18 protein-coding genes and 2 tRNA genes are annotated in these 21808 nt (G+C 65.0%); 14 read left to right on the forward strand and 6 right to left on the reverse strand.

The window, feature by feature from the left end; all coding sequences use genetic code 11:
- The first annotated feature begins 12 nt into the window (after nucleotides 1-12).
- The 5 genes from P1IM2_RS17540 to P1IM2_RS17560 all read left to right on the forward strand — a co-directional run bounded on the left by P1IM2_RS17540 (nucleotide 13) and on the right by P1IM2_RS17560 (nucleotide 4739).
- Nucleotides 13-1038, forward strand: coding sequence for a polysaccharide deacetylase family protein (locus P1IM2_RS17540; RefSeq protein ID WP_186403298.1), 1026 nt, complete (start codon nucleotides 13-15; stop codon nucleotides 1036-1038).
- A gap of 10 nt (nucleotides 1039-1048) precedes the next feature.
- A tRNA-Ile gene (locus P1IM2_RS17545) sits at nucleotides 1049-1124 on the forward strand.
- Nucleotides 1125-1184: 60 nt separating this feature from the next.
- Nucleotides 1185-2660 carry a M20 family peptidase gene (locus P1IM2_RS17550; protein ID WP_186403299.1) on the forward strand — a complete coding sequence of 492 codons (1476 nt, stop codon included), beginning with the start codon at nucleotides 1185-1187 and terminating at the stop codon, nucleotides 2658-2660.
- A gap of 38 nt (nucleotides 2661-2698) precedes the next feature.
- Nucleotides 2699-2775: transfer RNA gene (locus P1IM2_RS17555), tRNA-Pro, on the forward strand.
- Between the two features lie 104 nt (nucleotides 2776-2879).
- Nucleotides 2880-4739 (forward strand): CshA/CshB family fibrillar adhesin-related protein, encoded by a 1860-nt coding sequence (locus P1IM2_RS17560; protein WP_186403300.1) that lies wholly within the window; start codon nucleotides 2880-2882, stop codon nucleotides 4737-4739.
- 114 nt (nucleotides 4740-4853) lie between these two features.
- Here P1IM2_RS17560 and P1IM2_RS17565 read toward each other — a convergent pair whose 3' ends face one another.
- Both P1IM2_RS17565 and P1IM2_RS17570 read right to left on the reverse strand, forming a co-directional pair.
- On the reverse strand, nucleotides 4854-5105 hold the full coding sequence (locus P1IM2_RS17565; protein ID WP_003051737.1) for a hypothetical protein: 252 nt from the start codon (nucleotides 5103-5105) through the stop codon (nucleotides 4854-4856).
- A 146-nt stretch (nucleotides 5106-5251) separates the two neighbouring features.
- Nucleotides 5252-6613 (reverse strand): M28 family peptidase, encoded by a 1362-nt coding sequence (locus tag P1IM2_RS17570; protein ID WP_186403301.1) that lies wholly within the window; start codon nucleotides 6611-6613, stop codon nucleotides 5252-5254.
- 134 nt (nucleotides 6614-6747) lie between these two features.
- Between P1IM2_RS17570 and ettA the strand changes: the two genes are divergently transcribed.
- Together ettA and P1IM2_RS17580 are read left to right on the forward strand one after the other, a co-directional pair.
- Nucleotides 6748-8427, forward strand: a complete 1680-nt coding sequence (gene ettA / locus P1IM2_RS17575; protein ID WP_003051732.1) for an energy-dependent translational throttle protein EttA — start codon at nucleotides 6748-6750, stop codon at nucleotides 8425-8427.
- Between the two features lie 5 nt (nucleotides 8428-8432).
- Nucleotides 8433-8876, forward strand: coding sequence for a PaaI family thioesterase (locus P1IM2_RS17580; protein ID WP_186403302.1), 444 nt, complete (start codon nucleotides 8433-8435; stop codon nucleotides 8874-8876).
- A gap of 306 nt (nucleotides 8877-9182) precedes the next feature.
- Here the strand turns inward: P1IM2_RS17580 and P1IM2_RS17585 are convergent, their stop codons facing one another.
- On the reverse strand, nucleotides 9183-10526 hold the full coding sequence (locus P1IM2_RS17585) for a chloride channel protein (protein ID WP_186403303.1): 1344 nt from the start codon (nucleotides 10524-10526) through the stop codon (nucleotides 9183-9185).
- Between the two features lie 48 nt (nucleotides 10527-10574).
- On the reverse strand, nucleotides 10575-11213 hold the full coding sequence (locus tag P1IM2_RS17590) for a carbonic anhydrase (RefSeq protein ID WP_186403304.1): 639 nt from the start codon (nucleotides 11211-11213) through the stop codon (nucleotides 10575-10577).
- A 36-nt stretch (nucleotides 11214-11249) separates the two neighbouring features.
- Here P1IM2_RS17590 and lipA point away from each other — a divergent pair, with 36 nt between their 5' ends.
- Both lipA and P1IM2_RS17600 read left to right on the forward strand, forming a co-directional pair.
- Entirely contained in the window at nucleotides 11250-12203 is a 954-nt protein-coding gene (gene lipA / locus P1IM2_RS17595; protein WP_003051716.1) for a lipoyl synthase, read from the forward strand.
- A 7-nt stretch (nucleotides 12204-12210) separates the two neighbouring features.
- Entirely contained in the window at nucleotides 12211-12690 is a 480-nt protein-coding gene (locus P1IM2_RS17600) for a type II toxin-antitoxin system RatA family toxin (RefSeq protein WP_086455588.1), read from the forward strand.
- On the opposite strand, the gene P1IM2_RS17605 is transcribed toward P1IM2_RS17600, so the two are convergent.
- Nucleotides 12633-13190: a CinA family protein gene (locus tag P1IM2_RS17605; protein WP_040590758.1), complete on the reverse strand. Its 558-nt coding sequence runs from the start codon at nucleotides 13188-13190 to the stop codon at nucleotides 12633-12635. The genes P1IM2_RS17600 and P1IM2_RS17605 overlap by 58 nt on opposite strands.
- Before the next feature lie 3 nt (nucleotides 13191-13193).
- A complete protein-coding gene (gene ispF / locus P1IM2_RS17610; RefSeq protein WP_186403305.1) occupies nucleotides 13194-14378 on the reverse strand; it encodes a 2-C-methyl-D-erythritol 2,4-cyclodiphosphate synthase in 1185 nt (394 codons plus the stop codon).
- A 96-nt stretch (nucleotides 14379-14474) separates the two neighbouring features.
- On the opposite strand from ispF, the gene dusB reads away from it, so the two are divergent.
- The 5 genes from dusB to P1IM2_RS17635 all read left to right on the forward strand — a co-directional run bounded on the left by dusB (nucleotide 14475) and on the right by P1IM2_RS17635 (nucleotide 21757).
- A complete protein-coding gene (dusB, locus tag P1IM2_RS17615; RefSeq protein ID WP_186403306.1) occupies nucleotides 14475-15473 on the forward strand; it encodes a tRNA dihydrouridine synthase DusB in 999 nt (332 codons plus the stop codon).
- The gene (locus tag P1IM2_RS17620; protein WP_186403307.1) at nucleotides 15470-16573 is read left to right on the forward strand and encodes a two-component system sensor histidine kinase NtrB; all 1104 of its coding nucleotides are present in this window, start codon (nucleotides 15470-15472) and stop codon (nucleotides 16571-16573) included. The genes dusB and P1IM2_RS17620 overlap by 4 nt, the downstream gene beginning before the upstream one ends.
- Complete coding sequence (gene ntrC, locus P1IM2_RS17625) at nucleotides 16570-17991, forward strand: nitrogen regulation protein NR(I) (protein WP_186403308.1); 1422 nt, start codon at nucleotides 16570-16572, stop codon at nucleotides 17989-17991. Before P1IM2_RS17620 ends, ntrC begins: the two co-directional genes overlap by 4 nt.
- Before the next feature lie 105 nt (nucleotides 17992-18096).
- Nucleotides 18097-20388 carry an ATP-binding protein gene (locus P1IM2_RS17630; RefSeq protein ID WP_186403309.1) on the forward strand — a complete coding sequence of 764 codons (2292 nt, stop codon included), beginning with the start codon at nucleotides 18097-18099 and terminating at the stop codon, nucleotides 20386-20388.
- Nucleotides 20378-21757 carry a sigma-54-dependent transcriptional regulator gene (locus tag P1IM2_RS17635; protein WP_003051693.1) on the forward strand — a complete coding sequence of 460 codons (1380 nt, stop codon included), beginning with the start codon at nucleotides 20378-20380 and terminating at the stop codon, nucleotides 21755-21757. Before P1IM2_RS17630 ends, P1IM2_RS17635 begins: the two co-directional genes overlap by 11 nt.
- The last annotated feature ends 51 nt before the right edge of the window (nucleotides 21758-21808 follow it).

The raw sequence follows: 21808 nt of genomic DNA on the forward strand, positions 1-21808 counted from the left end.
AAGGGGAATAAGGTGGGTTCTGCGGCCAATATTCAGGCCTATCCTCCGGAATCCGGTCAAATTGCACTCAACGACGGTGAGGCGCCGCGTTTTTGGGTCACGATCGATACCGAGGAAGATTTCGACTGGAACGGACCATTTTCGCGGACCGGTTTCCGGCTCGATTCGGTCCCGGCCTTGTCGGCATGCCAATCCTATTTCGAACGCGCCGGGGTGCGTCCCATCTATCTCGTCGACTGGCCGATCGTGCAGGACGACCGGGCGGTCGCCATTCTAGCACCGGCGCTGGCGTCAGGCCGCTGCGACATCGGCGCCCAACTCCATCCCTGGGTCACGCCGCCGTTCGACGAGGCGGTGAATGACCGCAACAGCTACACCGGGAATCTCCCCGAAACATTGCAGCGCGCCAAGATGCAGACGCTCCGCGATGGCATCCGCGACCGGTTCGGCACCGCGCCGCTCGCCTATCGTGCGGGGCGTTACGGGCTGGGACGCAGCAGCGCCGCGATGCTCGCCGATCTCGGCTTTCGGCTCGACACCTCGGTCCGGTCGGGCTTCGACTATCGTCCCGGTCATGGTCCCGACTATCGCTGCGCGCCGCTGCGGCCCTGGTGGGTGGGGCAGGGGAGCGATGCCATTCTGGAAGTCCCCGTCACAACCGTCTTCGGGGGCGCGCTCGGCCGTCTCGGTCCGCCGGTCTATCACCGGGTGGCGCGCGATGGCCTGCGCGCCGGCGCCGCGCTCGCGCGCCTGGGGCTCGTCGAACGCATCGCGCTGACGCCCGAAGGAATTCCCGCCGACAAGGCGTGCCGCGCAATCGACATCGCGATCGAGCAAAGCCTGCCCATCCTCAACTTTTCGTTTCACTCGCCCTCGCTGCAACCGGGAAACACGCCCTATGTGCGCAGCGACGCGGACTTGGACCTCTTCTACCGCTGGTGGGACGTGGTGCTCGACCATCTGGCGCGGCGCAGCATCGCCGCAATCGATACCGACGGCATATTGGCAATGGCGACGCGCTCGGCTATCGCCCGCTGATCCCTCTCGGGGGCCTGTAGCTCAATGGTTAGAGCTGGCCGCTCATAACGGCTAGGTTGCGGGTTCGAGTCCTGCCGGGCCCACCATTTCCCTTGCAAATTGCAACCGGTCGCTGTCCATTGGGCCGAGTTGAAAGGGAGAGGGACATGGCAAGCAAGAAGACGATCCTGCTCGGCGGGCTGGCGGTCATCGTGGCGGTCGGGGCTGTCGTCGGCGTGCGAACCGCGACCTTTGCGCCCAAGGACATCGCCGACGGCAGCGACGTGACGCTCGCGCCCGCGCCTACGTACGACCTGCAGGCCGCCGTCCGGCACCTCAGCGAAGCGGCACAGATTCCGACCGTCTCGCATCAGGATGCCGCCGACAACGACGGGGCGCAGTGGGACCGGCTGCACGGCTGGCTCGCGGCGAGCTATCCGGCGGCCCATGCGGCGATGACCCGCACCATCCTGCCGAACAAGACGTTGATCTACCAATGGCAGGGCAGCGATCCCGCCGCGGCGCCGATCATCGTCATGGCGCATCAGGATGTCGTGCCGGTGACCCCGGGGACCGAGAAGGACTGGAAATATCCGCCCTTCGCCGGGACGATTGCCGAAAACGCGGTATGGGGCCGCGGCACCGTCGACGACAAGGGATCGCTCGTCGGCCTGTTCGAGGCGATCGAGGCGCTGGCAGTGCAGGGTTTCAAGCCGAAGCGCAGCATCTACCTCATCTCCGGCCACGACGAGGAGGCGGGTGGATCGGGTGCCATCACCGCGGCGGCGCAGCTCAAGGCGAAGGGCGTCAAGGCGATCTTCACTATAGACGAAGGCAGCATCGTGCTCACCGACACGCCGGTCATCAACGGCCCGGCCATCCTGATCGGCGTCGGCGAAAAGGGCTATGGCACGCTGAAGGTCACGGCCAATGCCCCCGGTGGGCATAGCTCGATGCCGCCGGCCCAAACCGGGGTCGAAACGCTGGCCAAGGCGATCCTCGACATTACCGGCGATCCCTTTCCGATGGAGGTGCGCGGCCCCGGTGCCTCGATGATCGAAGTGCTCGCCGCGAAGAAAGGCGGCGTTACCAAGATGGCGGTCGCCAACCAGTGGCTGTTCGGGCCGATACTCAAGCGCCAGCTCACCGGCTCGCCGTCGACCGCGGCGGCGTTTCACACCACGATCGCGCCGACGATGCTCGAGGGCAGCCCCAAGGAGAACGTACTGCCGCAATCGGCCAATGCGCTCATCAACTATCGCATCGCGCCGTGGAACCGGTCGTCGGACATCATGGCGCGCGCGAAGGCGGCGGTGGGCGATGCCAAGGTCGATCTCGCCTGGGTCAAGCCGCCGCGCGAACCGTCGCGCATCTCTTCGTCAACGTCGCAGGGCTGGAAGTGGATCGCTGCAGCGGCACGCGCCGACGCGCCCGAGGCGGTGCTCAGCCCGATGCTCGTCGTCGGCGGCACCGACAGCCGCAGCATGGAGGGCGTGTCCGAGGACGTCTATCGCTTCATGCCGATGCATTTCACGCTGAAGGAATCGGCAATGATCCACGGCACCAACGAGCATATGGCGATCGACAGCTTCAAACGCATGATCGATTTCTATGCGCGGTTGATCGCGACGTCAGCGGGATAGACTTGCGCCCCAAGCCTGTCTAAGGCGCCTTCCACGGTCGGGGAGTAGCGCAGCCCGGTAGCGCGCCTGCTTTGGGAGCAGGATGTCGCAGGTTCGAATCCTGTCTCCCCGACCAATGCTTCACCGCAGCGCCCCCTCTGGCTGCGCGCGGCCAGGCTTAACCCGCTGCTAAACAATCCTCTCTATGCTCGCGGGTCGAGATAGGGACCAGATATCGAGATGACCGGCGGCAGTCTGAAGAAACTGTTCGCGGCGCTGGCGGCGCTGTTTGCGGCGCTGTGCGCTGCAAGTCCCGCAATGGCGGCCAATTGCTATTACGCGACCGCTCAGGGATCGACCGGGCCTGCCGATTGGCAGACCTATTGCTGGCTCGACTTTACCGGTTACAGCGAAACGACGGCGCGATCGGCGTCCGGACAGAATTTTTCCTTCACCCTGTCCGACGGCACGGTGATGAGCTTCAATCTCAAGGTGTCGGGAGCGGCGATGACCGCCGCTACATCGCCGTCCTGGTCGGGCAGTGCGGTCGGCAATACGGCTTTTCTTGGCATCGCCGGGCGTCCGATCATGTATCAGACCGCGGCCGGGACAACGACCATCGCGATCAGCAGCATCGCGCTGACGCCGCCCGCAGCCGGGACGATCAGCGCCTATATGTTTGTCGCCGCCGACGGCGAGTCGAGCAACGAAGGCGAATCGCTGCGATTCCAGACCAATGGCGGCAACTGGCAGGAGCTCGATCGCGCCGGGCCGATCAGCGGCAGCACCTATCCGACGACATCGGGGACGGGAACGAACAGCTTCACCGAAACGGGCGCCGCGGGAACCGTGGGTGCTTATATCATGGGGTCGACATCGCCGACGTCGGTGACCACGACTTTGGTGGGCGGGGGGCTGCAAGGCGCGATGTTCGCGGTGCGCTTCGCCTCGATCCGGCTGAACACGCAGATTTCGGGCGCACGCGCCAACCCGGCCGACCAGTTCACCTTTTCGGTCAACACGACGGGAACGGGATCGACGCTGGCAACGGGGACGTCGAGCGGCACCGGCCTCGGTCCCTTTACCTCGGCCGCGCTGTCGAGCTCGGCGGCGATCCCGCTGACACTGAACCAGACGATGGCCGCCGGCAGCGTCAACAGCCTGTCGCATTATCGCTCGGCGCTGACCTGCACCAACACGGCAACCGGTTCGAGCACGCCGCTGCCGACCAATGTCGTCACCACCGCCTATAATTTCGGACCGCTCCAGTTCGGCGATGCGGTGCAATGCACCTTTACCGAGACGCCTTATCCGCATCTGACATTGACCAAGGCTCTGGCAGCGTCCGGCCGTCAGTTCAGCGGCGACCAGTTCACGCTGACGATCGCGCAGGGTGCCACGGTGGTCGGCACCACCACCACGACGGGCAGCGGGGCGACCGTATCGAACGGCTCGACGCCGCAGGTACAGCTGAGCGCTGGCACGGTGTACAGCCTGTCGGAAGCGGCAGCCGGGACGACGACGTTGGGTCAGTATACGGCGACGATGAGCTGCACCAATGCGGCGACCTCTTCGACGGTCCTGCCGACAGCCGCCGGCGGCAGTGTGACGCCGCAAATGGGTGACGTGATCGCCTGCGTCATCACCAATACCAAGCGCGGATCGAACGCCACGCTGGCAATCGCCAAAAGTTCGACGCTGGTATCGGACCCGGTGAACGGCACGACGAACCCGAAGGCGATACCGGGCGCGATCGTTCGCTACAGCTTAACCGTCCAGAACAGCGGGCCGACTGCGACCGACAGCAACAGCGTGCTGATCATCGACAGCTTGCCGGCGCAGATCAGCGTCGGCACCGCCGCGTCGCCGGTTTTCTCCCAGGGGTCGCCGACGAGCGCGCTCAGCTTCAGCGCCGCGAGCGATATCCGCTATTCCAATGCCGCAACTGCGCCAACGAGCTTTGCCGCCTGCACCTATTCGCCGGTGGCCGCCTATGATCCTGCGGTGCGCTATGTCTGTCTGCGGCCGCAGGGCAGCATGGCGGGATCGACCGGCACGCCCACCAGCTTCACGCTGAGCATCGAGGGCCGGATCAACTGAGCCGCAGCGTGCACCCAGGCTGACAGAGGCGAAAAAGCAGCGCGCAAAGAAAAAGGCGGCCTTCCCGAAGGAAGACCGCCCTTTGTTTCGGTCATTGCCCCGAAGGGCTGTGACTTACTTCTTTTCTTCTGCCGTGGCAGCGGTCGCAGCCGAGTCAGCAGCGGCAGCGGCGGTGTCAGCAGCCATAGCAGCCGTGTCGGCAGCAGCAGCAGCCGAGTCAGCAGCCATAGCGGCGGTGTCCGCACCAGCTTCAGCGGCGGTGTCAGCAGCCGGAGCTTCGGTGGTCGCTTCTTCAGCAGCCTTTTCACCGCAAGCGGCGAGGGCGAACATGCTGGCAGCAACAGCGATAGCAGCAAACTTCTTCATGATGTGTGGGCTCCCTAAAATGCCATTCCGCGCTGGGGAAACTTTCCCGTCCCGCGAGCGGCGGGATTTAGACGTTCCGTACCAATCGTCAACAAAAATAATTGAGATGGCAGGCGCGCCCTGTTCTGATTACCCCGCGCTGTCCGTCATGGTAGCTCGGCATCGGCGCTATTTGCAAGCAGCCCGATCGTGACCGTCCAGGCGACCACATTTTGGCGGATTTGCGCGGGATCCACCTTGTCGAACGTGTCATCGGGCGTGTGGTGAATATCGAAATAGCGTGTCCCATCTTGTTGCAGGTCGATGGTCGGCACCCCCGACTCGATCAGGGCGCCGACATCGGCGCCGCCACCCGCAGGCTGCTTTCCGCGGGTGATTCCATAAGGCGCGAGTGCCGCGGCGATGCGGTCGGCAAGCCCGGCTGCGCCCTCGGGCAGCTTGAAATCGACGCGCCAGACGCGGTCGGCACCGAAATCCGACTCCATGACGACCGCGTGGCGTTCCTTGCCATGGGCATCGAAATAGGCCTTGCCGCCGAACACGCCGACTTCTTCGGCACCGGCCCACAGGATGCGGATCGTCCGCCGCGGCTGCCCCGCGGCCATGATATGCTTCGCCGCAGCCGTTATGATACCGCAGCCCGCCGCATCGTCGATCGCGCCGGTGCCGAGGTCCCAGCTGTCGAGATGGCAGGCAATGATGACCGGGCTTGCCTTGGGATCGCTGCCGGGGACTTCGGCGATGACATTGCCCGACGGCTGGTCGCCCAGTGTTTTCGGGGTCAGCAACAGCTTCAGCCGCAGCGGCTTGCCGTGCTGCCATTGCCGGACGAGCAGGTCAGCGTCGGGATTGGAGATGGCACCCGCGGGAATCGGCGTGACACCGGCTTCGAAATTGGTCACGCCGGTATGCGGATTGCGGTGGCTGTCGGTGCCGATCGATCGGATGACTATGGCGATGGCGCCCTTTTTGGCGGCTGCATTGGGCCCGACGAAGCGCCCGCGTCCGAAATAGCCATAGCCGCTGCCGTCCTGCGCCGCCTTCATCTGGTTGTCGATGAAGACGATCTTGCCTTTGACCGCGGCATCGGGCGCGGCCTTCAGCGCGTCGAAGCTCGGGAAATAGGCGATGTCGCCCTCGATGCCGTCGGCTCCGGTCGAACCGCTGTTGCCCAGCGCGGCGATCGCGAGCTTCTGGGGGTGGAACGGTCCGGTGAGTTCGGCCGTCTCGGCGCCGCGGACCCAGACCGGCATGGTATAGGCTTCTTCACGAACATTGGCGAAGCCCATTGAACGCAGCCGTTCGACCGCCCATTTACGGGCAGCGGCCTCGGCTTCGGTCCCCGCCATGCGCGGTCCGATCTCGGTCGTAAGGTCTTCGGTGATCTTGAGCGCCGGGTCTTCGCCCCTCTGCGCCATGTCGACGGCGCTCGGCGCGGCAAAGGCGGCGGTGGACAATAGACAGGCGGCGAGGCCGGTCAGGCGAGCGATGGTGCAGCGATGTGTCATGCCTCTGTCCTAACCAGCCAATACGCCCTGCCGCAAGCGTCGATTGCCAAGCGCGCGCCCATTCGCTAACCGGCCCGCGACCTCATTCTCTTCCGGCCGCGCGCTGCGCGGCTCAGCCAGTTTCGGAGCATTTCATGGCCGCCCAATATAGTTTCGTGATGAAGGGTCTGACCAAGACCTATCCCGGCGCGCAAAAGCCGGTGCTCAACGGCATCAATTTGCAATTCTATTCGGATGCGAAGATCGGCATCGTCGGACCCAACGGCACCGGCAAGTCGACGCTGATGAAAGTCATGGCGGGCATCGATACCGATTTCACCGGCGAAGCGTGGCCGGGCGAGGGGATTACCCTCGGCTATCTGGCGCAGGAACCCGAACTCGATCCGACGAAGACGGTGAAGGAAAATGTCATGGACGGCGTCCGCCCCGTCGCCGACATGCTCGACCGCTTCAACGAGATCAGCGCGCTGATGGCCGATCCGCCCGAGGATGCCGATTTCGACGCGCTGATGACCGAAATGGGCGAGTTGCAGGAAAAGATCGACGCGGTCGACGGCTGGACGCTCGACAACCAGCTTGAAATCGCGATGGAAGCGCTGCGTTGTCCGCCGGGCGACTGGGGCGTCGAAAGCCTGTCGGGCGGTGAAAAGCGCCGTATTGCGCTGACGCGCCTGCTGCTCGAAAAGCCATCGATCCTGCTGCTCGACGAACCGACCAACCACCTCGACGCCGAAAGCGTTGCCTGGCTCGAAAAGCATCTCGTTGATTATCCGGGCAACGTCATCCTCGTCACCCACGATCGCTACTTCCTCGACAATGTCGTGAACTGGATCCTCGAACTCGATCGCGGTCGCTATTTCCCCTATGAGGGCAATTATTCGACCTATCTGGAAAAGAAGGCGAAGCGCCTCGAACAGGAATCGCGCGAGGAAGCGGGCCGCCAGAAGGCGATCCGGGACGAACTCGAATGGATCCGGCAGTCGCCCAAGGCACGCCAGGCCAAGTCGAAGGCACGTATCAAGAGCTTCGACCAGCTCGTTGAAGCGCAGGAGAACCGCACCCCCGGCAAGGCGCAGATCGTCATTCAGGTGCCCGAACGTCTGGGCGGCAAGGTGATCGAGGTTCACAATGTCTCCAAGGCCTATGGCGACAAGCTATTGTTCGAAGATCTGTCCTTCACCCTGCCGCCGGGCGGCATCGTCGGCGTCATCGGGCCGAACGGCGCGGGTAAGTCGACGCTGTTCAAGCTCATCACGGGTCAGGAAACCCCCGACAGCGGCGAGGTCGTGATCGGCGACACCGTGCGCCTCGGCTATGTCGACCAGAGCCGCGATGCGCTCGACCCCAATAAGAATGTCTGGGAAGAAATCTCGGGCGGGCACGAACTGATGACGATCGGCAAGCATCAGATGCAGACCCGCGCCTATGTCGGCGCCTTCAACTTCAAGGGCGGCGACCAGCAGAAGAAGGTCGGCATGTTGTCGGGCGGCGAACGCAACCGCGTTCATATGGCCAAGATGCTGAAGGAGGGCGGCAACGTCCTTCTGCTCGACGAACCGACCAACGACCTCGACACCGAAACGCTCGCGGCGCTTGAAGAAGCGCTCGAAAATTTCGCCGGCTGCGCCGTGGTCATCAGCCACGACCGCTTCTTCCTCGACCGTCTGGCGACCCACATCCTGGCGTTCGAGGGCAACAGCCACGTCGAATGGTTCGAAGGCAATTTCGAAGCCTATGAGGAGGACAAGATCCGCCGCCTCGGCGACGAAGCGACGCGCCCGCACGCGACGACCTACAAGAAGCTGTCGCGCTGAAAATCGTGACGGGGGAGGCGCCTATCTCGGCGAGCGCGATCCGCATGGATGCTGACGCGCTCAACGCCTTCATGGCCGAAGCCTTCCCCCACGCCGAACCGGGGTCGCGCGGCCATGTCGTCGCGGCCGCGCCGGGCCATATCCAGGCGCGCATCGATCCCAACGACAAGGCGCTGCGCCCCGGCGGGCTGATTTCCGGCCCGACGCAGATGGGCTTTGCCGATATGGCCGCCTACGCCCTCGTCCTCGCCCATATCGGCCCCGTCGCGATGGCGGTGACGAGCGCGCTCAACTATCAGTTCCTGCGCCCGTGCCGACCGGGACCGGTCATGGCCGACGCCTATATGCTGCGCCTCGGCAAGCGGCTCGCGGTGATGGATGTCCGCGTGTGGACCGACGATCCCGACAAGCCGGTCGGTCAGGCGAACGTGACCTACGCTATTCCCTAGGCGGGTGTATATCCAGGCGAATGGCCGGTTACGACCGGTAGCGGACATCTTCTTCATCGTCATCCCGGACTTGATCCGGGATCCATTCACGCAGCGTCGGAACAATGGATCCCGGATCAAGTCCGGGATGACGACTGAGGTGGAGTCCAGCGTGTATATGTGTACCCCGGCGAAGGCCGGGGCCCAGGGCTTCATAGTACAAAGATCAGGGTTCGCCACTCTGGCCCCCGGCCTTCGCCGGGGTGCACAAAGCGGTTAGCGGCAAGGTCCATCCCCACCCCAAAGCCGCCACCCTGCGCCCGGAATTTAGCCCTCCGATGGCGTAGCCGACGCTTTCTGCTTCGTCGGCATCATCCGCTTCGACAGCCCATGATAGAGGCGGGTGGGGCAGACCTGCGCGCTCGTCCAATCGGCGATCAGCGCCGTCGCGAACAGCGACAGGATCACGCCGCGCGCGGCGGTCGCTTCAATCAGGATGATGACGGCGGTCAGCGGCGCGCGCACCACCCCGACGAAATAGGCGACCATGCCCATCATCACCACCGCGCCGGTGGGGCTGTCGGGAAAGGCGGGCGTCAAAAGGTTGCCGAACCCGGCCCCCACCGCAAGCGAAGGCGCGAAAATGCCGCCCGGCGCGCCGCTGAGCGTCGAGGCGAGCGCGGTAACAAACTTGGCAGGAAAGAACCACAGTTTGCCGTGGTTACCTTCGACCAGGAATTTGGTGACGTCATAGCCGGTGCCCCACGTCGCGCCGCCGGTCGCAATGCTCACCCCCGCGACGACGAGGCCGCAAACGGCTGCGAAAAGGATCGGGCGCGCCGCCGCCTTGCGCGCCCAGTCGGCAGAACGGTCGCTCGCCGCCAGCACGATGCGCGCAAAGAGCCCGCCGGCCAAGCCGCCGCCGATCCCGGCGATCGGCGCGATCAACAGCACGTCGGCCACGGGGAGCGTCTCGCGCATCGCGCCGAAATAGACATAGTCGCCCGCAACCGACAGGCTGACGAGACCGGCGATCATCACCGCGCCCATCGTCAGCACCGCTACTCGCTGTTCATAGGCGGAGGCGAGTTCCTCGATCGCGAAAGCGATGCCGGCAAGCGGCGTGTTGAAGGCTGCGGCGACCCCCGCGGCGCCACCGGCAATGAACACCCCGGCGGAAATGCGGACCTTGAGCAACCGGTGCATCGCGACCATGATCGCCGCGCTGACCTGAACCGTCGGTCCCTCACGCCCGACCGATCCGCCCGCGGCAAGCGTCGTCAGCGTCAGCGCAAGCTTGGCAAAGGCGGTTTTGAGTGACACCAGCGGGCCGTCGGCCGCCTGATCGGGATAGCGACCCGCCGCGATGATCTGCGGAATGCCCGATCCGCGCGCGTCGGGGACATAGCAGTTGGTCAGCCAAACGATCAGCGCGAATACCGATGGCGTGATGAGCAGCGGCAACCACCAGGCGACCGCCGATATCTGAAAGATCAGCCGCTGAACCTTGTCCCCCGCCGCCGCAAAGACGAGGGCGACGAAGCCGAGCAGCAGCGCCCCGCCCACCATCGCGACGCGCCGCCGGATATCGACGACCTCGCTGCGCGCGCGCCGGCCGGCGCGCAACTGCCACAGACGCATCCAGCGCGGCAGGTTGGGCTTGGAGAGCATGGCGCGCCTGTTGGACCCCCGCGCGGGGGAGCGCAACCCCTGGCGGGGTCAGGCGGGCGAAAATTCTCCAGTTTTTTCATCGAGAATGTGGAGCACGCCGTCGCTGATCGCGAAAAAGGCGCCGCGCAGCCGCAACGTGCCGCGCTTTTCCTTCTCCTCGATACACGGAAAACTGCGCAGATTGTCGAGGCTGACCTTCACCCCCGCCATCTCCATCGCACGGCCCGCGACGCGATTGTCATAGTCGGGATGCGCCGCGCGCACTTCGTTGCTCGCATCGTCGAGCAGCGCGATCCAGTCGGCGATGAAACCGCCGCGGCCCGGTTCGGCACCCTCCATCGTCCGGTGCAGCGCCGCGTGGCAGCCGCCGCACATCCCGTGGCCCATCACGACGATTTCCTCGACCTTCAGAAACTGCACCGCAAATTCCAGCGCCGCCGATACGCCGTGACGGCCCGGCGTCGTTTCAAAGGGCGGGACGAGCGCGGCGACATTGCGCACGACGAATATCTCGCCTGGATTGGTGTCGAATATCTGCGACGGTTCGACGCGGCTGTCCGAACAGGCGATGACCATCACCTTGGGTGACTGGCCCTCGGCCAATTCATCCCACCGGTCGCGCTGTTGCTGCCAGCCGGTGGCGCGGAAACGGCGATAGCCGTCGATCAGTTCTGCAAAGCGAGTCATGACGCGCGCTTTAGCACAGGATGGACGGTTGAGAAGATGTGCGTGTGCGCCTATGTGGGCGCCATGAACGCTCCGTTGCAAAAACCGTCCGATCGCGCCCGCAAACCCGACTGGATCCGCGTCAAGGCGCCGACCAGCCCCGGCTATGCCGAAACGCGCAAGCTGATGCGCGACCTCAATCTGCATACGGTGTGCGAGGAAGCGGCGTGCCCGAACATCGGCGAGTGCTGGACCAAAAAGCACGCGACGGTGATGATCCTCGGCGATACCTGCACGCGCGCCTGCGCCTTCTGCAACGTCAAGACCGGCATGCCGCGCCCCGTCGACCTGCTCGAACCCGAACATACGGCGGCCGCGGCGGCGAAGATGGGGCTGACCCATATCGTGATCACCTCGGTCGACCGCGACGACTTGCCCGATGGCGGCGCCAGCCAGTTCGTCAAGGTGATCGAGGCACTGCGCCGCGAAACGCCGCAGACGACGATCGAGATTCTGACCCCCGATTTCCGCAACAAGCCCGACGATGCCGTTGCCGCGATCGTCGATGCGCGGCCCGACGTCTACAATCACAATCTGGAGACGGTTCCGCGGCTCTATCCGACGATCCGTCCCGGCGCGCGCTATTATGCGTCGCTCCGCTTGCTCGAAAGCGTCAAGCGCCGCGATCCGTCGATCTTCACCAAATCGGGCATCATGCTCGGGCTCGGCGAAGAGCGGATGGAAGTGCATCAGGTGATGGACGACATGCGCAGCGCCGACATCGACTTCATGACGATGGGGCAATATCTCCAGCCGACCCCCAAGCATACGAAGGTGATCGACTTCGTGACGCCGCAGGCGTTCGATGCCTATGCCCAGATCGCTCGCGCCAAGGGCTTCCTGCAGGTCGCTTCTTCGCCGCTGACGCGGTCGAGCTATCATGCGGGCGACGATTTCGCGAAGATGCGCGCCGCGCGCGAAGCCCAGCTCGCGCGCGCCAAGGCGGACTGACGCCGCATTGCCGAGGCATCACGAAACGCGCGAGCTGCCCTATAGCGCCGAACAGATGTTCGCGCTCGTGACCGATATCGCGCGCTATCCCGAATTTCTGCCGTGGGTGGTCGCGCTGCGTGTCCGCGCCGACAGCGATCGCGAGGCGGTGGCCGACATGATCGTCGGCTTCAAGGGATTGCGCGAAAGCTTTTCATGCCGCGTCCACAAGCGCGCGCCCGACAAGGTGGTCGTCGATTATATCGACGGCCCGATGCGCCACCTCAACAATGAATGGCATTTCACGCCGCTCGACGGCGGCGGGTGCAAGGTCGACTTCATGGTCGATTTCTCGTTCCGCAGCCGCGTCTTCGAGGCGCTGGCCGGGCAGATGTTCGACAAGGCGCTCCGCAAGATGATCGCCGCGTTCGAAACGCGCGCCGACGCGCTTTATGGTGCGGGAAGCGTGACGTCCTCCGACGGGCGCAGCGCATCCTTGTCGGGTTGAAGCAGGTCGAGCGCGAACATCGTCGCGTGATGGCGGATCGTCGCGCGATCGGTCGAATCGAATTGCACCCGCTGGGTGAAATAATCATCGGGGTCCTGGCCGCGCAGCGCACGTGCGAAGACGACGATGCCCACCGGCTTCTTGTCCGATCCGCCGCCGGGGCCGGCGATCCCGGTAATCGACACCGCGACATCGGCGTCGCTGTTCGCCAGCACGCCCGCGGCCATCGCCCAGGCGGTCGCCAGCGACACCTCGCCGAAGGTTTCCAGAATTTCGCTGCTGACGTCGAGCTGGCGCTTCTTGGCGTCGGCCGAATAGGTAATGAATCCGGCGCTGAAGACATCGGAACTACCGGGAATGTCAGTGAGCGCCACCGACACCATGCCGCCGGTGCAGCTTTCGGCGATGGCAACGCGGCGCCCCGCCGCGCGATTGGCGGCAAGAACGGACGTGGCGGCTTCTTCGCGCGCGGTCTGGCGCGTTTCGACGGCGGACGGCAAGGTTCAATTCTCCGGAAGTTCTAAAGTCGCGATGGCCTGTGCGGCGATCCCTTCGCGGCGGCCCGTAAAGCCCAGCCGCTCGGTGGTTGTTGCCTTCACACTAATGGTTTCAATCGAAATCGCAAGAATTTCGGTCAGGCGCGCGCGGATCGCGGCGCGATGCGGGCCGATTTTCGGCGCTTCGGCGATGATCGTCAGATCGACATGGGCGATCCGTCCGCCCCGCGCCGCGACCCGTTCGGCGGCAAAGGCCAGGAAGCGCCATGACGCCGCCCCGCGCCATTGCGGATCGCTCGGCGGGAAATGGTCCCCGATATCGCCATCGGCCAGCGCGCCGAGGATCGCGTCGGTCAGCGCGTGGAGCGCGACGTCGGCATCGCTATGCCCTTCAAGCCCATGACTATGCGCGATTTCAATCCCGCCGATCCACAGCGGCTTGTCGGGAACAAGGCGGTGAACGTCATAACCCATGCCGACGGCGGTACGCATCGCGGCTTTGCCTCCTCCGAGCAGGGCGGACAGAATGATGAGATCGTCGGCATAGGTCAATTTGTGCAGCCGCGCGTCGCCCGGAACCGTTGCCACAGCATGACCGAGCCGGCGGACGAGTTGCGCATCGTCGGTCGCCGCCTCGTCGCCGGTACCCGCGTGAGCACGGCGCAGAGCACCGAGCCGGAAGGCCTGCGGCGTCTGGACGCGCGCGAGTCGGCTGCGGTCGGTGACGTCACCCGCCACCCCGTCAACCTCGCTTATCAGCGTATCGGGAACGGGCAGCGTCGGCGTCGCCGCGACAGCCCCCTCCGCCACGGCGGCGAGCAGCCGGTCGATTACCGCCGCCGAAACGCCGGGGCGCGCCGCATCATGGACGAGGAGGATCGCATCGTCGCTCCAGTCGGCCAGTGCGCCCAGCGCATTCGCGACCGACTGCTGGCGTTCGATGCCCGGCGCAGCGGTCGTCCAGCCGGCGGGAAGGGGGCCTGTCGCCGCCACGACGTCATCATCGCCGACGAGCACGCCCGCACCGATGGCGGGGTGCGCGGCGAACGCATCGAGGCTCCAGCGCAGCACGGATTTGCCGCCGATCGGGACAAGCTGCTTGGGAAGCGCAAAGCCAGCGCGCGCGCCGACGCCGCCGGCGAGCAGCACGACAGCGACGGAGCCGGACGGCAGGGGCGCGGAGTCGGTCATGACGCGCGCCGGTTAGCGCAGCCGCGGCTTGCGGAAAAGCGCCTTAGCGTGTAGTGGCTGCACAAAATTTAGGCAATTCAACGAAAGCTCCCCGTTATGGCGCCGCTCCGGCCCATCCAGATCGGCAATATCACCATCGCGGATCCCGTGATCCTCGCGCCGATGACAGGCGTCACTGATCTGCCGTTCCGCAAGATCGTCCGCTATTACGGCTCGGGGCTCAACGTCACGGAGATGATCGCGAGCCAGGCCGCGATCCGTGAGACGCGGCAATCGATCCAGAAAGCTGCCTGGGATCCGGTCGAGGAACCCGTTTCGATGCAGCTTGTCGGGTGCACGCCTTATGAAATGGGCGAGGCCGCGAAGCTCAATGAAGAGCGCGGCGCGGCGATCATCGACATCAACATGGGCTGTCCGGTGCGCAAGGTCACCAACGGCGATGCCGGATCGGCGCTGATGCGCGATCTCAAGCTGGCTGCGGCGCTGATCGAAGCCTGCGTCAAGGCGGTCAGCGTGCCGGTGACGGTCAAGATGCGCATGGGCTGGGACCATGACAGCCTCAACGCCCCCGAACTCGCGCATATCGCAGAGGATTTAGGCGCGAAACTGGTGACCGTCCACGGCCGCACGCGCAATCAGATGTATCGCGGCAGCGCCGACTGGGCCTTCGTGCGCCGGGTCAAGGATGCAGTATCGATCCCGGTGATCGTCAATGGCGACATCTGTTCGGTCGACGATGCGCGCTCCGCGCTCGATCAGAGCGGCGCCGATGGCGTGATGATCGGCCGCGGCGCCTATGGCCGGCCGTGGTTGCTGGGGCAGATGATTGCGGCGCTGCGCGGCGAGGGCGAGCGCCCCGACCCTGGCATCGACGAACAATATGACGTCATTACATCGCATTATCGGGCGATGATCGACCATTATGGCGAAATGACCGGCGTCAATATGGCGCGCAAGCATCTCGGCTGGTATGTAAAGGGGCTCCACGGTTCGGCGGAATTCCGCAACCGCGTCAACCAGATCCCCGACAGCAAGGGCGTGCTCGATGCGCTCGAGGAATTTTACGCGCCCTATCTGAGCAAGGCGGCTGCGTGAGCGCGTTGACGTCGAGCATCCCGACGTTCGACCATGACGAAATCATCCAGTCGCATCCGGTCGCGACGCTGCTGATCGACCGCGGGGCCGTCGTCCTGTTCGTTAACGCGGCCGCCGAGCAGCTTTGCAATATCAGCCGGTCGGCGATGGTCGGGCGCGTCGTCTATGACGTCATCGGCATGGACCGCGGCTATCGTCAGCGCATGAACGATCCCGACACCTCGGCATTGTTCGCCCATCGCGCCGAAATCCGCATCGGCGGCGGCAAGTCGATCTTCGTCGATATGCAGATGGTGCCCTATGGCAGCAACGGCCACCGTATCCTCGCGCTCGTTCCGTCGCAAAGCGAAGCCGAACTGTTGGGCGGCGCGATCGGACGGTCGGGCCGTGCGGCGGGGGCCGCCGCTTCGATGCTGGCACACGAAATCAAGAATCCGCTCGCCGGGATCAAGGGCGCCGCGCAGCTTCTCGCGCGCAAGACCGATGCAAGCGGCGAACGCTTCACGACGCTGATCTGCGCCGAGGTCGACCGGATCACGACGCTGATCGACCAGATGGAGCATTTTTCGCGCGGGCAGCCGATCGCCTGCACGCCGATCAACCTCTATCAGCCGATCCATCAAGCGCTGGAGGCGGTGCGCGCGCGGCAATTGCCCGGGGTACGCTTTTCGGAGGATTTCGATCCGTCGCTGCCAATGGTGCAGGGCAACCATGACGCCATGGTCCAGATATTGCTGAACCTCGTCACCAATGCCGGCGAGGCACTCGGCGGGCGTGACGATGGCGTCATCCGCATCGCCACGGCCTATCGCCACGGCCTGTCGATCGACAATGGCGACGGCCGCGGCCGCATCGCGCTGCCGATCGAGGTCAGCGTCAGCGACAATGGCCCCGGCGTGCCCGCCGACATTCGCGACGATCTGTTCGACCCGTTCGTCACGACGAAGCGCGAGGGCAGGGGACTCGGCCTCGCGCTCGTCGCGAAGCTGGCGCGCGACATGGGCGGCACCGTCCAGCATGTCCGCGATGGCGAGTGGACGCGCTTTCGCGTCAATCTGCCCGCAGCGCAGCCCTCGGCGGGCAAGGAGCCGCGGCCATGACCATCGACAAGACGATCCTGCTGGTCGAGGACGATCGCGCGATCTCGCTCATCATCCGCGAGACGCTGGATGACGAATGCGCGCTGTTCGCCGCGGTCGGCAGCATCGCCGAGCGCAACGCCTGGCTCGCCGATCATCGCCCCGACCTCATCATCACCGACGTCGTCCTGCCCGACGGCGACGGCATCGATTCGCTGCCCGGCGCGGGTGTGGCGCCCGAAACACCGGTGATCGTTCTCTCGGCGCAGAACACGCTCGACACGGCGGTCCGCGCGCAGGGGATCGGCAGCTACGACTATCTGCCCAAGCCCTTCGATCTCGAGGAGTTGACCGCCAGCGTCCGCGCCGCCCTGGCGCGGGGCCGGCAACCGCTCGCCAAGGTCGATGCGGCCGAAACCGACAGCCACGGGCTGATCGGCCGCGCCCCCGCGATGCAGGCGGTATATCGCACCATCGCGCGGCTCGCCTCGAACGACCTCGCGGTCCTGATCCTCGGCGAATCGGGGACGGGCAAGGAGGTTGTGGCGCGCGCGATCCATGCCACGGGCCTCCGCCGCAACGGCCCCTTCGTCGCGATCAACATGGCGGCGATCCCGCGCGAATTGATCGAGGCCGAACTGTTCGGTCACGAAAAGGGCGCCTTCACCGGCGCACACAGCCGCAGCGCCGGGCGGTTCGAACAGGCGTCGGGCGGCACGCTGTTCCTCGACGAAATCGGCGACATGCCGCTCGAGGCACAGACGCGGCTGCTGCGCGTCCTGCAAACCAACGAATATTCTACCGTCGGCGGCAGTCAGGCGCTGAAAGCCGATGTCCGCGTCGTCGCCGCGACCCACCGCGAGATGCGCAGCCTCGTCGCCGAGGGGCGCTTCCGCGAAGATCTTTTCTATCGCCTCAACGTCATTCCGGTCAGCCTGCCGCCGCTGCGCGACCGGCGCAGCGACATCGCCGCGCTCGTCCGCCATTTCGTCGATACCGGGCGCCAGTCGGGGCTGCCCGACCGCGAATTCGCGCCCGAGGCGATGCGGTTGCTCGAACGCCACGACTGGCCGGGCAATGTTCGCGAACTCGGCAATGTCGTCCAGCGCCTCGCCATTCTGGCGCGCGACACCGTCGTCACCGCCCGCGATGTCGAGACGGTGCTGCGCGAAAGCGGCGGCATGGCGCCCGCCTTCACCGCGCCGGCGGACCTGATCGCGCACGCGGTCGACGATTGGGCGCGCGAACGGCTGGCGGGTACCGACGGCGACGGCGCCATCCACAGCGACCTCGAAGCCATCGTCGAAGCCGCGTTGTTCCGCCGCGTGCTGCGCGAAGTGCGCGGCAACCAGCTCGAGGCAGCCCGACGGCTCGGGATAAACCGCAACACGCTGCGCAAGCGATTGGGGCAACTCGACATCGATCCCGCGCATCCCTAGGCGCCGCATCGCACGCGCTCCCGTTGACCGGAAAAGCACACTTATCGGCGCGCCGGCGCATATTGTGTGTTTTCTATGCAACAGGATTGTCGTATCGCAGCCACAATGACGCAGCCTTTCCCCTCGGCTCTTGACGGCGAACCCGGTGATACGGACGCGCGGAGCGGCTGGTGGCGGTTCGGCGCGCCCGAATATTATACGCTCGCCCTGATCGCGAGTGTTGCGATCGGCACCTATATCTTCGTCACCGGCGACGCGCAGAGCGAGCGTTTGCTGACCCCGGCGCTCGTCGCGGCGATCATGGTCGCCAATCTCGTCCCCGCGATGGCGCTGATCGTCCTGATCGGCAGCCGCGTGGCCCGTGCGCGCGCCGAACGCACGATGGACGGCGGCAACGGGCGGCTGCATGTGCGTCTCGTGGCGCTGTTTTCCTTGATCGCTGCAACGCCGACGCTGCTCGTGGTGATATTCGCTTCGCTGCTGTTCCAGTTCGGGGTCGATTTCTGGTTCTCGGACCGCTCGCGCGGCATGTTCGAAAATGCCGCCAGTCTGGCGCAGGGATATTATCAGGAAAATCAGCGCGAAGTCAGCGCCAATACCTTCGCGATGGCCAAGGATTTGAGCGACCAACTCGGCCGCGTTGCGATCGATAGTCCCGAATTTTCCGACTATTATTTCCAGCAAGTTGTGGTGCGCAGCCTGAACGAATCCGCGATCATCGAGATCGGAACCGACGGCATTCCGCGCACGGCCGCGATGATCGACCCCGACAAGCGCGCAGTCGAAAGCCGCCTGACGCCTGCGACGGTCAAGCGCCTCGACGCCGGCGAACAGGTCGTCGTGAATGTTCAGCCCGACCGCATCGAAGCGGTGACAAAACTTCCGCGCCAGCCGCGGGCTTATGTCTATGCGTCGCGCGACGCCAATGTGCCGGGGTTCCAACAGTCGATGCGCGCCAGCACGGTGCTCGCCGACTATAACGATCTGTTCCAGCGATCGCAGCAGCTCCAGCTCCAGTTCAACGGCGCGCTCTATCTCGGCTCGCTTCTGTTGCTCGCGCTTGCAGTTGTCGCTGCGATCGTTGTCGCCGACCGCATCACGCGGCCGCTCGGCACTCTGATCGTCGCGACGCGCACCGCGGCGAGGGGCGATCTGTCGGTGCGCGTCACGCCGCCGGCCCGCGACGACGAGATTGCCGTGCTGACGCGCGCCTTCAACCGCATGACCGAGCAGCTTGAGGGACAGACGAGCGCGCTCGTCAACGTCAATGAACAGCTCGAAACGCGGCGCAGCTTTATCGAGGCAGTGCTGAGCGGCGTCTCCTCGGCGGTCGTATCGGTCGATGCGCAGCATCGCATTCTTCTCGCCAATGCTGCCGCCGAAAGCCTGATCGGGCAAAACGCCGAGACCTTGACCGGGCAACCACTCGGCGATGTCGCGCCCGAACTGGCCGCGCTCCTGAGCGGCGGGGAGCAGGAAGGGATCGTTCAGCTGGCCCGCCGCGATGCCGAACCCGCGACGCTCGCGGCCAAGGCGGTCGCGCAAGGCGACGGCTTCGTGCTGAGCTTCGAGGATATCACCCAGCAGCTGCTCGATCAGCGCCGCGCCGCTTGGTCCGACGTCGCGCGCCGCATTGCACATGAGATCAAGAATCCATTGACCCCGATCCAGCTCGCCGCCGAACGCTTGCAGCGCCGCTTCGGCGAAAAGGTCGAGGGCGATGCCGCAACCTTCCGCAAGCTGACCGACACCATCGTGCGGCAGGTCCACGATATGCGCCGCATGGTCGACGAATTTTCCAGCTTCGCGCGAATGCCGAAACCGACCTTCGGGGTCGAGGATGTGCGCGACATCCTGCGCCAGGCGGTGTTCCTGTTCGAGGTCGCGAAGCCCGACATCATATTCAGCGTCAAGACGCCGAACGAGATCGAGCCGCTCGTCTGCGACCGCCGCCTGCTATCGCAAGCGCTGACGAACATCGTCAAAAATGCTGTTGAAGCCATTGAGGAAAATACGAAAAAATCGGATGGCCCGGTTTCGGGCCATATCCGCGCCGAACTCGACATCGGCCCGCAGGATGCGGTGGTCATCCGCGTCACCGATGATGGCATCGGGCTGCCCGAGGCGCGCGACGCGATCGCTGAACCCTATATGACCACGCGGCAGGGCGGGACGGGGCTCGGCCTTGCGATCGTCAAGAAGATCGTCGAGCAACATTATGGCGAGCTTGAATTTTCGGATAATCCGGAAGGGCGGGGGACGCAGGTCACGCTGACGCTGCACGCCGATCGCCTGCGGCCATTGGCGGGCAAGGGCGGGGGAGTTCCAACAGGGCAGATTGAATCGGTGCCGGGGCGCATCAGAAACCGGCAGGACAGAGAAGAACATGGCGCTTGATATTTTGATCGTCGACGACGAACGCGACATTTGCGAACTGGTCGCCGGCGTCATGGAAGACGAAGGCTATGAAGCGCGGACCGCCTCCGACAGCGATGCCGCGCTCGAGGCGATCCGCCAGCGGCGCCCGTCGCTCGCGCTGGTCGACGTGTGGCTGCAGGGGTCGCGGCTCGACGGATTGGGTCTGGTCGAGGCGATCAAGGAATTCGATCCGACGCTGCCGATCATCGTCATTTCGGGCCATGGCGGTCTCGACACCGCCGTCGCGGCGATCCGCCGCGGCGCCTACGACTTCATCGAAAAGCCGTTCGAGGCCGAGCGTCTGTTGCACCTCGTCGCGCGCGCGACCGAAAGCGAGCGGCTGAAGTTCGAATATGAACAGCTTCGCGAAAAGGCCGGTCCCGCCGACGAACTCACGGGCAGCAGCACCGCGATCAACAATGTCCGCGCGACGCTGAAACGCGTGGCGGGAACCGGCAGCCGGGTGCTCGTCACCGGCGCTCCCGGCGTCGGCAAGGAGGTTGCGGCGCGCGTGCTCCATGGCTGGAGCGGGCGACAGAATGCGCCGTTCCGCGTCATCTCGTCGGCCCGGATGGACCCCGAAACGGTCGAGATCGAATTGTTCGGATCGGAAAGCGACGACGGGGCGATCCGCGTCGGTCTGCTCGAACAGGCGCATGGCGGGACGCTCTTCCTCGACGAAGTCGCCGACATGCCGCTGACGACGCAGGGCAAGATCTTGCGCGTCCTGACCGACCAGAGCTTCACGCGTGTCGGTGGGCGAACGATGATCCGCGTCGATGTGCGCATCATTTCGGGCACCGCGCGCGACTTGATGAGCGAAATCGCCGAAGGGCGCTTTCGCGAAGATCTCTATTACCGGCTCAATGTCGTGCCCGTGCATATTCCGCCGCTGCGCGAGCGGCGCGACGATATTGCGAGCCTCTGCGACCATTTCGTCGGCCGTTATGCCGCCGAACGGCGCGTGCCGCCGCCCGAGATCAGTTCGGAGGCGATGGCGGCGCTCCAGGCGCATGAATGGCCCGGCAATGTGCGCGAATTGCGCAACGTGATCGAGCGAGTGATGATCCTCGCGCCGAGCGATCGGCTCGGCCGGATCGATGCCGACATGCTGCCTTCCGAACTGGTCCGCGGCGGCACCGACATCCTGCCCAACAGCGAATCGATCACCGCGATTCCGCTCAAGGAGGCGCGCGAGAATTTCGAGCGCGAATATCTGCGCATCCAGATCAATCGCTTCTCGGGAAATATCTCGCGCACCGCAGCCTTTATCGGGATGGAGCGTTCGGCTCTCCATAGAAAGCTGAAGCTGTTGGGATTGACCGAGAATCAGGACGGCGAAGGGTAGTGGCTTTACCCTAGACCTAATCCGCTCTTTGCCGCATATTGCGGCCGCGAA

This window comes from Sphingopyxis sp. P1IMeth2 (genome assembly GCF_900185685.1).
In the GTDB taxonomy this organism is placed as follows: Bacteria; Pseudomonadota; Alphaproteobacteria; order Sphingomonadales; family Sphingomonadaceae; genus Sphingopyxis; species Sphingopyxis terrae_A.

Bases quoted from the DNA above. Each gene is read 5' to 3' on its own strand.
- P1IM2_RS17635 (WP_003051693.1), top strand. From the start codon at position 20,378: ATGGCGCTTGATATTTTGATCGTCGACGACGAACGCGACATTTGCGAA.
- P1IM2_RS17560 (WP_186403300.1), top strand. From the start codon at position 2,880: ATGACCGGCGGCAGTCTGAAGAAACTGTTCGCGGCGCTGGCGGCGCTG.
- P1IM2_RS17585 (WP_186403303.1), bottom strand. From the start codon at position 10,526: ATGCTCTCCAAGCCCAACCTGCCGCGCTGGATGCGTCTGTGGCAGTTG.
- ettA (WP_003051732.1), top strand. From the start codon at position 6,748: ATGGCCGCCCAATATAGTTTCGTGATGAAGGGTCTGACCAAGACCTAT.
- P1IM2_RS17565 (WP_003051737.1), bottom strand. From the start codon at position 5,105: ATGAAGAAGTTTGCTGCTATCGCTGTTGCTGCCAGCATGTTCGCCCTC.
- P1IM2_RS17550 (WP_186403299.1), top strand. From the start codon at position 1,185: ATGGCAAGCAAGAAGACGATCCTGCTCGGCGGGCTGGCGGTCATCGTG.
- ispF (WP_186403305.1), bottom strand. From the start codon at position 14,378: ATGACCGACTCCGCGCCCCTGCCGTCCGGCTCCGTCGCTGTCGTGCTG.
- P1IM2_RS17570 (WP_186403301.1), bottom strand. From the start codon at position 6,613: ATGACACATCGCTGCACCATCGCTCGCCTGACCGGCCTCGCCGCCTGT.
- P1IM2_RS17630 (WP_186403309.1), top strand. From the start codon at position 18,097: ATGACGCAGCCTTTCCCCTCGGCTCTTGACGGCGAACCCGGTGATACG.
- ntrC (WP_186403308.1), top strand. From the start codon at position 16,570: ATGACCATCGACAAGACGATCCTGCTGGTCGAGGACGATCGCGCGATC.
- lipA (WP_003051716.1), top strand. From the start codon at position 11,250: ATGTGCGTGTGCGCCTATGTGGGCGCCATGAACGCTCCGTTGCAAAAA.
- dusB (WP_186403306.1), top strand. From the start codon at position 14,475: ATGGCGCCGCTCCGGCCCATCCAGATCGGCAATATCACCATCGCGGAT.
- P1IM2_RS17590 (WP_186403304.1), bottom strand. From the start codon at position 11,213: ATGACTCGCTTTGCAGAACTGATCGACGGCTATCGCCGTTTCCGCGCC.